The organism is Larkinella punicea (genome assembly GCF_003334855.1).
GTDB lineage: Bacteria > Bacteroidota > Bacteroidia > Cytophagales > Spirosomataceae > Larkinella > Larkinella punicea.
This window is the reverse complement of sequence record NZ_QOWE01000017.1, coordinates 150620-162930: the sequence shown is the minus strand read 5'-3', so window position 1 is coordinate 162930 and position 12311 is coordinate 150620. Positions and strand designations below refer to the sequence as shown.

General features: G+C 52.9%; 9 protein-coding genes. 5 read left to right on the top strand and 4 right to left on the bottom strand.

The window, feature by feature from the left end; all coding sequences use genetic code 11:
• Positions 1–84: 84 nt before the first annotated feature.
• The 5 genes from DUE52_RS20465 (at position 85) to DUE52_RS20445 (ending at position 2822) form a co-directional block, all read left to right on the top strand.
• Positions 85–852: a toxin-antitoxin system YwqK family antitoxin gene (locus tag DUE52_RS20465; RefSeq protein WP_114407907.1), complete on the top strand. Its 768-nt coding sequence runs from the start codon at positions 85–87 to the stop codon at positions 850–852.
• Between the two features lie 137 nt (positions 853–989).
• Positions 990–1313 (top strand): ArsR/SmtB family transcription factor, encoded by a 324-nt coding sequence (locus DUE52_RS20460; protein WP_114407906.1) that lies wholly within the window; start codon positions 990–992, stop codon positions 1311–1313.
• Positions 1314–1332: 19 nt separating this feature from the next.
• Positions 1333–1815: an SRPBCC family protein gene (locus DUE52_RS20455; protein WP_114407905.1), complete on the top strand. Its 483-nt coding sequence runs from the start codon at positions 1333–1335 to the stop codon at positions 1813–1815.
• 6 nt (positions 1816–1821) lie between these two features.
• Positions 1822–2211, top strand: a complete 390-nt coding sequence (locus DUE52_RS20450; RefSeq protein WP_114407904.1) for a DoxX family protein — start codon at positions 1822–1824, stop codon at positions 2209–2211.
• 47 nt (positions 2212–2258) lie between these two features.
• Positions 2259–2822: a DUF4256 domain-containing protein gene (locus tag DUE52_RS20445; protein ID WP_114407903.1), complete on the top strand. Its 564-nt coding sequence runs from the start codon at positions 2259–2261 to the stop codon at positions 2820–2822.
• Between the two features lie 26 nt (positions 2823–2848).
• On the opposite strand, the gene DUE52_RS20440 is transcribed toward DUE52_RS20445, so the two are convergent.
• Genes DUE52_RS20440 through DUE52_RS20425 form a run of 4 tightly spaced genes read right to left on the bottom strand, consistent with a single transcriptional unit; the run spans position 2849 to position 12307 of the window.
• Positions 2849–6520, bottom strand: coding sequence for a sensor histidine kinase (locus tag DUE52_RS20440; RefSeq protein ID WP_114407902.1), 3672 nt, complete (start codon positions 6518–6520; stop codon positions 2849–2851).
• Positions 6521–6541: 21 nt separating this feature from the next.
• Entirely contained in the window at positions 6542–9100 is a 2559-nt protein-coding gene (locus DUE52_RS20435; RefSeq protein WP_114407901.1) for a HEAT repeat domain-containing protein, read from the bottom strand.
• Positions 9075–9647 (bottom strand): GNAT family N-acetyltransferase, encoded by a 573-nt coding sequence (locus DUE52_RS20430; RefSeq protein WP_165840975.1) that lies wholly within the window; start codon positions 9645–9647, stop codon positions 9075–9077. The genes DUE52_RS20435 and DUE52_RS20430 overlap by 26 nt, the downstream gene beginning before the upstream one ends.
• Entirely contained in the window at positions 9644–12307 is a 2664-nt protein-coding gene (locus DUE52_RS20425; protein WP_114407899.1) for a TonB-dependent receptor plug domain-containing protein, read from the bottom strand. The genes DUE52_RS20430 and DUE52_RS20425 overlap by 4 nt, the downstream gene beginning before the upstream one ends.
• Positions 12308–12311 lie beyond the last annotated feature (4 nt).

Genomic DNA, 12311 nt, shown 5'->3' with positions numbered 1-12311 from the left:
GAACAGGCTGACCCGATTCTCTTGAACAAAAGTACGCGTTCTCAGCTATATAGTAAGTGAAAAGTAAAATCCATTCCGCGCCCGATGAATAGCATCTTCCTGATAGCCCTGGCCACCTTGCTGGTCGCCCAGCCCGACGACGAAAACAAGAAAAATCGCCGGATGAAGAACCGGATCGAACGCCGGGAATTTCAGAATTCGATTGAGGAAGTCACCTACCACGATCGCTGGAAACGCGTGGCTACCTTCCGCGTGTATGACAAAGCCAACCGGCGGCTTTTGGAAGAACACTACCGGGATTTTCAGCTCCGAATTCGCCACGGACAAACCCGCGCCTGGTATCCGAACGGGCAACTGCACTGGACCTGCGATTTTAAAGAAAGCCAGATCAACGGGCCTTATTTTTCGTATTACGAAGATGGCTCCCCGAAACGCCGGGAATTATACAAACTGGGAACAGCCCGGAAAGGCGAATGTTTTACGCCCGAAGGAACCCCGGTCGAGTGCCAGCCCCTCATCAAAAAAGCGGAATTTGAAGGTGGTAAAAAGCAGTTTATCACCGTATTGAAAGAGCGGCTTCGTCACATTCAGCCCACTGAACCTTCGGTTTTTTTCACCCTGGAAGGAACCCTGTCGGAAGAAGGCATTCTGTTTGGACTCAAGCCGCTGGCCTACATCCAAAACCGCCCCCCGGCCGAGCGTGAGCTGGCCCGTCAACTCGTAACGGCCCTGCGGGATATGCCCCGTTGGCAACCCGTTATCGTCGATGATCAGCCCATTGCCAGTGATTTACTGATCAGTATTTACTTCAGTAACGGCAAAGTTTTTGGCGGAAGTTACGACATACAGTAATGTCAGTTCTGTCATGACAACCGCACAACCTTTTCCGCCAACTTCGTAGGTCAGCCTGCTCCTGTCAGATAGAAAAAATCAGAAAAATTTGCGTAGTCAAATAGCTACATATATATTTGTAGCCAAATGGCTACACAATGAATTTAAGACGAGACGTATTCCAGGCCCTGGCCGACCCGACCCGCCGGGCCATCCTCCTGCTGGTGGCTTCCCACTCGATGACGGCAGGAGCCATCGCTTCCAACTTTGACACCGCAAGACCGACCGTTTCCAAACATTTGCAAATACTGACCGAGTGCGAATTATTGGAACAGCACCAGAACGGCCGGGAAATTTACTATTACATCAATGCAAAAAAGATGAAAGAAGTAGCGGATTTTATCGAACCATTCCGCACCCTGTGGGATGATCGATTCAACAAATTGGAAACCATAATGAAAAATTATAACCCAGAAAAATAGACGGATAAAACAGGCTGGTATGGAACGAAAAACAAAAATTAAGGCCGAAGACGGCAAACAGGAATTGGTGATTACCCGGAAATTTGAATTGCCCGTATCGTTACTTTTTAAAGCCTATACAGAGGCTGATCTGGTGGCGCAATGGATGGGAACGAAAGTGCTGAAACTTGAAAATAAAAAGCACGGCAGTTGGCAATTTGAAACCTCCGATGCGCAGGGAAACGTGGTATTTCAGTCCCATGGCGTGATCCATGAATTTGTTCCGAACCGGAAAATCACCCGAACCTTCGAGATGGAGAATACGCCCGGTTCGGCGATCCGATTTGAGGTTCAGCTTGAATTTCTGGAATTTGAACACCTGACCGATGACACCAGCATGCTCACGATGCACATTGTCTACCGATCCGTGGCCCTCCGGGACCAGATGCTGCGGCTCCCCTTTGCCCAGGGCATCAACATGGCTCACAACCGCTTACAGGACATCGTACGCCCATTAAACTAACCGGAAATGACCAAGAGAAATAGAGTAATCTACTGGATTGCCACGATCTGGCTGGCCCTGGGAATGCTGTCAACCGGAATCGTACAATTGATTAAAATGAAAGAAGAAGTAGACATGATGACCCGTTTAGGTTATCCCATTTATTTTTTAACCCTGATCGGTATTTGGAAAATAGCCGGCGTTATCGCCATCCTCATCCCTAAATTTCCGTTACTCAAAGAGTGGACCTATGCCGGCTTTTTCTTCGCGATGTCGGGTGCGGTTTTTTCTCATGTAGTCGTACGGGATGACGCTAAAGAATTGTTTGGCCCCCTATTATTGCTAATCTTAACCGTTGTGTCCTGGTCTTTCAGGCCGGTGGACAGGAGGTTTAGTATGCGCCAATCAGTAGGATGATAAAGGCTTGAATCAACAGGCAGAAAAACGTAAACAAATCACCCGGAATGAATCATAAAAACGAATTGTCGCCCGAACAACGGGAAGAACTTCTGAAACTCCTAAAAGCCCGTTTTGAGAAAAACATGAACCGCCACGCCGGGATTGACTGGGCGAAGGTGCAGGCCAGACTGGAAGCGAATCCGGCCAAACTGTGGTCGCTCGACGACATGGAAAGCACGGGTGGCGAACCGGATGTGGTAGACTATGATCAGAAGACGGACGAATACATTTTCTATGATTGCTCGGCAGAAAGTCCCAAAGGCCGCCGAAGCCTTTGCTACGACCATGCAGCGCTGGAATCCAGGAAAGAAAACAAACCGGCAAACAGTGCCGTTGAGATGGCGGCCGACATGGGCATCGAGCTTTTAACGGAAGAACAATACCGGGCCTTGCAGCAACTGGGAACGTTCGACACCAAAACATCGAGCTGGATTCAAACCCCTGCCGAGATCCGAAAACTCGGTGGTGCGCTCTTTTGCGACCGTCGCTACAATACGGTTTTCGTCTATCACAACGGTGCCGAATCATATTATGCGGCCCGGGCGTTCCGTGGCTCGCTAAGGGTTTAACCAGCCCACAAAATCGCCATCATACACTAATCACCCAAAACCGGCAGCGTCATCTGAATCTCGGTGTACTCGCCTTCTTTCGAGCTGATTTCGATTTTTCCCCGGTGGAGTTGCACGATGTCTTTGGTCATGAACAGGCCGAGACCGGTGCCTTTGGAGGTGGGTTTGGTGGTAAAAAACGGATTGAAAAGGTTGGCAATTTCCCGCTGCGGAATGCCTTTGCCGTTGTCGCGGATGCGTAAAATAACCTGATCATCTACCCGACTGGTAACAATCCGTACTTCGGGCATGAAGTCTTTGGTCAGCTTGCTCTTTTCGAACAGGGTATAATACGAATTGCTCACAATGTTCTGGACCACCTGCCCGAATTCGTTCGGTAGCAGGCTGGTTCGGACGGGCTTTTTGTCCAGATTCAGCACCAGATTGATGGCAAAATCCGGGTAATCGCCTTTCATTTCGTGCAAAGCAATCCGGGCTTTGGTTTCGACAAACTGATTGAGATCGGTATCCTGAAAATCCCGGGATTTTTCCCGCAGCAGCACCTGCATGTCTTTCAGAATCCGGGTCGTGCTGGCGCTATGTTCCTGAATTTTAGCCAGATTCATCTTCAGCACGTCCAGATCATCCATGATGTCGTCCCGGACATCGGCGCTGAGCACGTCCTGCTCCTTTTTAAGCCGGTCGGTAAATTCGTGGATGATTTCTTCCGACAACTGGGAGAAATTGCTGACGTAATTGAGCGGGTTCAAAATCCGATCCACGATGCCTTTGGTCAACTGCCCAACCGACGCCAGCCGCTCCTGACGGATCAGTTCGTGCTGCGTGTTTCGGAGGTCGTGCAGGGTATTTTCGAGGTTTTCCAGCAGCCGGGTTTTGATGAAAGCCGCAATCAGGTGTTCCCGCAGATTCCCGATCATGTTGATGTCGCGCTGGTCGAACGCACCCGACCGGGTGGTGTTTTCGAGCGTAATAAACCCTTCGATGTGGCCTTTATTTTCGATCACAATGGTAATCAACGACTTGGGCGTATCCAGATCATCGATCGGACTGTTCAACGGTTCGTAGTAAACGTCATTTTTCAGGTAAATGTCTTCGAATATCTCGACGGTTTGCGACAGGTAACGGTTTTCGGCCTGTTCGCGCGTAAGCCCAACCGACGCAACGTGCGCCAACTCCAGATTGCTCCGCAACGCCTTGAAATGGTACGAATTCGTCGGTTTGTCATACACCAGAAAGCTCGCACTCGTCATGTTCCGAATCACCGAAAACTTCGTCAGAATGGTCTGGAAGAGGTTGGCAAAGTCGATTTCGGCGTTGATCGACTGCACAATGAGGTCAATTTTTTCGAGTTGATCGTTCTTGATCGCCAGTTCCTCCGACTGCTTTTCCAATTCCGATTTCTGGCTGACCACCTCTTCGGTTCGCTCCTGAATCAGCGTTTCCAGCGCCTGCTTTTCTCGCATCAACACCTTCAGCCGCCACCGCACCAGGAGGTAAATGAGCAAACCGGCAGCCAGAACAAACAGCGTGATCACCCACCAACGACCATACCAGGGCGGAAAAACCCGGAAGGAATAGGTCGCTTCCCGACTCGGGGTTTCGTAAATATTCCGGGCGCGCACCCGAAACACGTAGTTGCCCGGCGGCAGGTTGGTATATTCTTTCTTGCTTTCGGGTGTCCAGTCCGACCACGCTTTGTCGTAATTTTCGAGCCGGTATTGAAAATTCAGCCCTTTCGCAATCGGAAAACTGGCCGCGGAATACTCGAAACTTACATCGCTGAACCGGTTTTTCTCGTCCAGCGTCTGGACTTTCCGAATCAGAGCCTGGTACGGCAACGCGTATTTTCTGGCAATGCCGGCATTGTACCGAATCACGCCATCGCGCCCGCCAAACCACACCAGCCCCTGCTGATCCAGGTAAATGACGTTGACCGGCGAGGTGGAAATCGGCAGAAACGGCGTCGTAAATTCCTTGAAACCGTTGCCCTGCTTTTGATACAGCGTCACGCGTTTTTTGTCGCCTTCCACCGTCCAGATGTTCCCGCTCCGGTCTTCCATCAGGTTATTTTTCCAATACGCCGTCCCCGGTTTGTCCGTACCAAACGGGTTGTAAGCAGCAAACCGGTTTTGCTGCGCATTGTACCGAAAAATACCTTTTTCGTTGAAAACCAGCACGCCCTGGGTCGTAACGGCAACACGGTTGTAAAACAACGTAGACAACCCCTGCTGGCTTTCCACCACCTGAACCCCGTTTGCCGTAGCGACCAGCCGGTGTAAACCCGCCGTCAGCGTTTCGAGCCAAACCGTACCGGTCTGGTCTTCGTGAATCCCCACCACGCGCTCGGAAAAACCGGGAATGGGGCGGTAAGACGCCGGTTTGCCACGGAAAACCGTCAGCATGCCCACACCGTTTTCCGTTCCGACATACAGACGCGACGGGTCTTTGGCGGAGGCCGACAGACTGAGTGCGTACGATTGCGTCAGGACTTGTTTTTGGTTACCGGTCAGTTGATAAACGCCTTTGCTGGTGGCGACAAAAAGCGAACCGGCGGCTTCGGCCAGCGAAAAACAGCTCATGTTCAAACCCGGCACCGGGCGAACGACCGAATTGGTCAGTTGAAAAAGGCCGTTTACCGCAGCCAGATAAACCGTGCCGCCCACCCGACGGATGTCCATGATTTCGCCCGTCAGCCGCGACGACGTGCCGAACAGGGTCAGTTGCGAAGGCACCTCCATCTGCGCCAAGCCGTTGTTGAGCGCCAGCCAGACATTCCCCTCGCGGTCGGTAAACATCGCATTGACAAGCTGATCGGTCAGCCCCTCGATGCCTCGAATGGCCTGTTTGAGTTGTCCATTGAGATCAAGAATCAAGATGCCACCCCGCAAGGTGCTGATGGCCAGACTGCGATCACTCAACACCACGCCACTGGTGGCCTGATGGGCCGAAAGAAAGGCGTTGACTGGGCTGCTGAAAACGTCGATGGTGTTGTTAGACAACTGAAACAATCCCTGGTTACTGGTGATTATCAGCGACTTATCATTACTCAAGGGCAAGATATCAAGCAAGTCAAACAGCAGCGGCACGTTCCCGCTCTGGCTGACCGGGGTGATCGAACCGTTCCGAAACACGCTTAAACCGCTTTGTTTCCGAAACAGATAGAGCGATTGATTGACCTCAAACGCCGACAGAACCGCCTGCTCCACCGCCCATTCGTTGACGGTTTTTCCGTTCCAGCGAAACACCCGGTTTTGGGTAATGAAGTAGATTCCATCCGGCATTTCGAGCACCGACAGAACCTCGGCAAACCGGCTTTTGACCCGCTGACTCAGGCTGACAAACCCGAGCGTTCCGGTGCTGTCGGCTTTCAGAACGCCAAATTCACCATTGGCTCCCACGTAAATGGTGCCGTTTTTGGCCCGCAGCAACGCCGACACTTTCGTGATGTTGGTGGTCGGGATCGTCCGCCAGTTCAATCCGTCGTATTCGAGCACCCCGGCGAAATTACCGACGTAAATGACGCCCCGCTGGTCCTGTGTTATGGCAAAATTTTGCCCGTTCGCGTTGTATTGGTCGGGCAAATAAATCCGCGTCGGCGGCACGCCTTCATCCGCCCCGCCAGACTGTCCAACCGCCATCACGGCGTTTACCAGCATGAACAGGGCAATCCAGCAAAGGCATGATCCAAACCGACTCATCGTTTCCAGCTATTGACACCATTAATGTACACTCACTTCCTCCACCGCAACGGCTTCGTTCCGGCTTATTAACAGCTCGGCTTCCGATTGAAAACCGGCTACCCGACTGGCAAGACGGCATCGTTCTGAATCGGGCTGTAGCTGCAACATCCGATACAACTCCCCAAACCGGGTCGGATTCAGTTCTTTCAGGACAAAGAACGCCGTCTCGGCGATCCGCTCCTCCGGTGACGAGACGTTGGCGACCAGAATGGTGGTCGGATCGGTTTCGTGCCAAACCAACAGTTCGCGAATGGCAACGGCTTTGAGTTCCGGCGTAATCTTGTTGAAATCCTTGTTGATAATGTCGTGCAGTCGGGCTTCCACCGACAACTGTTGCTGCGGGTGATTGACCGCGCTTCTCCGCAGTCGCTCGGCGAACGAAATGTCCGAAAAAAGCGGCAACACGCTGCCTTTCACCTCTTCGGGCAAAGCCGTACTGAGCAATTCAATCAAATAACCTTTGATTTCGTCGTTTTTTTGGGTGATCAACTGGCTGATCAGATCGAACCGGTTGTCGCCGTAGAGCGTGGCCAGCAGGTTGAAAACGTTGGGAACGATCCGGTTTTTTTCGTCCCGCAACGCATTGATGATCGGCGCATTCCGGGGATACGAGTCCAGATCAAGCCGGGCTGCCGTTAACCAGACCAGCAAGCCCACCTGCTCGTCAAGTTGCAGCAGTACATGGGGCCGTTCCAGGACGGTGGCGCGGTGGTTCAGGTGATTCAGTCCTTCAAACACTTTGTCGCGCACGATCTGAACGGGGTGGTTGATCCGCGCCCGCAAAAACCGCAAAGCCGCGTCGCCCCCCATTTCGTTGATCATCCCGACGATGTGTGCCTGTTGTTTTCCGGACAAATTGGCCTGACTGAAAAACCGGGCCAGCGACAGAATAACGGCATCGCCAACCGATAAAATCGCGGAGGTGGCCGTATCGCGATAGGATTCATCGAGCAGGTGTTCGAAGAGACGGGGCCATAATTCCGGTTTCCGCAACGCCCCCGAAGCCAGCAAAGCCGCCTTCCGAACAGTCGGATTTTCGTCGTACAACAGTGTCTGTAAGTGCGTATAGGCATAATACCGCCCCGAATAGCCCAACTCCGTAGCCGCCAGTGCCCGGTCGTCGGGATTATCCGATTCGGCCAGCCGCACCATGCTGGAGAAAGCCTGGGCCGAGCTGAGCGAACGTTCAGCTTTGGGCCGAATCGTTGTGTGATCGATGGTATTTTTATACGCCAGCGTTGCCGACCGGATCACGGCGGCATTCAGGGTAGTGCGGTATTCGGATTGAATCCGAAAGGAAACCACCGCCCAGAAAACAAGAATTACCAGAAACAGATAGCTCAAATGAACGAGCGTTATGGCGCTGAAACTGGTCAGAATCAGTAACAAAACGCCCGGCAGAATACTTCCCAAGGCCTTCGGGCCACCCTCGATGCGGCTTTGGATCAGCGTCCGTTCGGCTGACGGAATGGGTTGAAACAGCACCTGAAAAGCCGGTTCGCTGATCGACCTCCGTACTGAACTCAGAAAAAAGCGGCTCAGAGCAATCAGCGCAAAAAACAAGGAGGTCGTTCCGTACACGGTGCCATAAACCGCCCCTACCGTATAACTGATGAGCAAAGCGATGGGCAAGATCACAATACCGGCCCGAATGGAATAGGTGCTGATCAGGCGGTTATAAAGAAACGACTTGATAATCAATTCAATCACGGCACAGATTCCAAAAAACATACCCAGAAAACCGGCGAGCAGTTCCTTGTTGGGGAAAATCTCTTTCGACAGAATCGTGAACATGAATTCGACGTAAATCAGGCCAAAAACCGTGAGCAACGCAATGATTGCCAGCATCGACTCATACGATTTGCTCGCCATCGCACCGTTTTCAACCGGCTGGTTGGCGACCACGGGTGAAGCTGGGACCGTGGTCAGCTTGGGCTGGAATCGTTTGTAGATGTAGGTCATCAGCAAGGCGCAGAGCACCAGCAACACCAGGGCCAGCACCAGCAAATCGTCGGTTGAAACGAAAGTCAGCAGAAGCGGTACCGATAAATAACTCAGGATCGACGCAATGACGTCACCCGTCGTGATGAAACTGAGCAGTCGTTTGCTTTGGCCAAAATTAAAAACCCGCCCGGCGGTGGCCCAGAACGTGATGCCGTGGATGAAGACAAAAACGCGGTTCCAGAGGTAGAGCACAAAATAAACCCATTTGTTATTCAGGCTACTGGAGGCCACCAGCAAACCGGCGACTGACAGGAGCATGAACGCCAGCAAATAGCCGTTGACGCGCAGGAAAGACGCTTTTCGGCGGAGGTAGCGCACGCCCAGGCCGAGGACATAGACCAGCGATCCACTGGCAATGAAGGCCAGCGGCAATTGGGTACGGTTGAAATTGACCAGAAAAAGGGAGGTGGTACTGGCGAAAAACAGGGCGACCGCTCCTCCCATCAGCAGGGAGTAAATGACGAACAGCAACACGGTTTTGCCTTCGCCCGACTGGAGGTTGAGAAATCTATAGACTGAGTCCCGCCGGAACATCCGCGAATTGTTTTTTAAGGTCGTATTGCATAAAATACAGGGGCCAGTCTGGTCGTTCGGGGGCGTTCCGCAGTTCGCAAACCGTCGAAAAACCCAGCTTCGTCAAGGCTCTGATCCGAAAGTTGAGCTGCGTCGAAGCCACAATCACATCGACATTTTTCTTTTCGGCCATCCGGATACGCGCCCGGTCCAGTTGTTCGGCAAACCCGTTTCCGCGAAACAGCGGATCGATCACCATCCGGCTGAACGACGCAATGGTCTGATTTTCAAACCGAAACCGGCTTTCGTTTTTGGGCAGCAGAAACGAATACGGAGCGGTTTCGATGGTTTCGTGAATGTTCATCCGGGCAGCCGCCACAATGACACCGTTCCGGGTAATGACCCAGTGGTAAGCCGTCTGGTCGAGGGGCTCGATCCAGGTTCGATTGGAAAAGAAAAGGGGATTGGCACCCGGCTCGTTGATCCAGGCCCGCACGCGAAGCACACCAATTTCGTCCATCCGATCCGGATACGTTACCTTTTCCAGACAGTACTCTTCAGCAATCATTGATTCCATGTCACAGGGCCCGACTCCTTGGGTTTAAGGGTGTAAAAAACCGCCAGCGACAGAATCCGGCGATCCATCAGGAAACGGGAAGCGTACGTAAAATTATCGGCTTCCCGGATTCCCGGAACAAAATATTCCTTGTTGAGCAGGTTGTTCACCGACAGTTGCAGCGACAAGCCATTCAGCAAATTGTGGTAGGTAAGATTCGATTTGAGTACCAGAAACGGGTCGAAACGCCGGGATGGGTTGTTGCTGCCCGCCGTTCCCGCACCGGTTTTTCGCGCACTGACGTAGTTGCCCGCCAGGTAGAAACTCAGCCGGGGCGTCAACTGGTAATCGGCACCGGCGTTGGTCATGAAGTCGGCGATGTCGCTGATGCGCAGCTTGGCGTCTTCGTCATATGGGTTCGTGTACGTAAAGTTCCACCAGATGTTCAGCCGGGTTGACCGGTAGCTGCCTTCGCCCTGCAATCCCCAGATCCGGCGTCGGCCGATGCCCTGAAACTGCTGCGTCATGCTGCCATTTTCCTGCATCACCTGGGCGGTTCCGACGGCATTGCTGTAGTTGGCATAATAACCGACCACATTGAACGACAGTTGCTTCGTGGCCTGGAGGTAGGCACTCATTTCCAGGTTGTTCACCCGTTCGGGCAGCAGCGTCGGGTTCGGCAACCGCCGGGTGGCCGTGGTGCCGTATTTCTGCAAAAATGACGCATCCTTGAAGGCTTCGGCGTAAATGGCCTTGAAAATCACTTTGCCCCGGTTATAAATAGCCGCCAGCCGGGGCGTCGCCACGGTGCCGTAGCCCCCGTTGCTCCGAATCCGGTTGTTATCGACCCGCAAACCGCCCACCAGTTTCAGGTCTTTGAGCGGGCGGAAGGTGACCTGTGAATACACCCCGATGTCATTCGCTTTGAAGTTGTTCCCCCCCGCCAGCCCGGACGCGTTGGCGACCGAACCGGTTTCGTCGGCAAACGCCAGCGTCGAGGTGATGTAATTCCCCTGAATCAACCCGCTTCGCAATTCTATGCCACCACTGACGTCGAGGTTGAATAAAGGACTCCAGAACAACCGGAGTTCGTTCCGAAACTGGGTCGAAATGCGGTATTGGTAAGTGGCTGTTGCCTTCGGAATCGAGTCTTTTTCCAGTTCCAGAAAACCGAGCCGACCGTTGTAATAACCGTTGTAGCTCACCAGGTTCGTGCTGCCCTTGATCTCGTGCAGGAGATACGACGAGATGTTCATGATCTGAAATTTATCGGTGAACGCCTTGTTGTAGGTAATCGAAAACGCCCGGTCCTGCGTTACCCAACGCGGGTTTTTCTCCGTTGAAATCGTGGATTTGTTGGTATACCAGGGCGTTCCGCCTTCGTCGGTTTTCCAGTTCAGAAACGAAATGGTCAGGTCTTTGAACTCCAGTTTTCCCCGAAAAAACCAGTCGCGTTTGGTGTTGCTGAATCCCACTGCATTGCCGTTCAGCGTGTTGCCAAACAGATTATTATCCAATCGGGCGGCTCGTTGAGCCCCTTCGGGTGTGAGTCGCAAAGCCGTAGCCTTGCCATCCGGGGCGTAATCGACTTTGTATGAGGTACTGTTTGGATAGAGTTTCGTCAGGTTCGTTCGCTGGAGGTACTGCTGCGCCCGGTAATTACCGCTGGCGTCGGTGCCAAGCTGGTCGAGTTGTCCGGTGTAGTCCCCCGCCGTCCGGGCGTCGAAATTCCATTCCGGATAGTCTGACAAATCGCGTTCGCCGGATTGGTAAACGCGGCCCGTTACCGACAGGGCGACGTCTGCGTTTTTGGCCGTCAACACGCCATCGACCTGATTCCGACCCAGCGCTCCCGACCGGGCGTGACCGTTGAAAGCCACCTGTTTGGCAGGCCCCGGCAGGTTCCGGAAGTTTTTGGTAATGATGTTGATGACGCCCATGAAAGCATTGGCCCCATACAATGTCGAAGCCGGGCCGTAGATGACCTCCACCCGTTCGATGTCCGACAGGGGATATTGCGGAGCGATCAAAACCGTGTTCGAAACCAGGTCATTCTCCTCCACCCCATCGATCAGAATCAGCGTCCGGTCGTTGGACGTGGAGCGATAGCCGCGCTGGTAGAAGTTGGTCGAGCCGATGCCGTTTCCCCGAATGACGTCAAAACCGGGCAGATCGTGCAGGATATCCTCCAGCGATTTATAACCCCGCTGCGCAAAATCCTTGCTGTTCAACACCGCCACCGTAGCCGGTACATACAACAGATTTTCTGCTTTTTTGGAAACCGACGTTACCTGTAAAATCTGTTCTTTCGATTCCCGCACCTGCTGAAAAAGCGTTTTGTAGCGCGGAGAGGCCGAAAAATCGGGTTCGAACTTCGGATTGAGCGTGAGAAGCTGACTGATCGACCGCGCACTTTGCGGCAAAGAGTCGATGGCCAGGTAAGTCATCGACAGAATCTTGTAGGCCTGCACACGGGCGTATTCGCTGAACCCCTTCTCGACGCAGGGATTCAGGAGCGCAAACACCTCATCGAAATTACCGGTCGCATACCGCTTTTCGGCTTCCGGGATCACAGCCGCTTCGTCGCAGTTGGCTTGCGCAAAGGTCGGCAACCGAGCCCATCCCAGCAGCAAAAATGTCAGTATCAGACCAATCGGGTAAATTTTAGTCATGTAC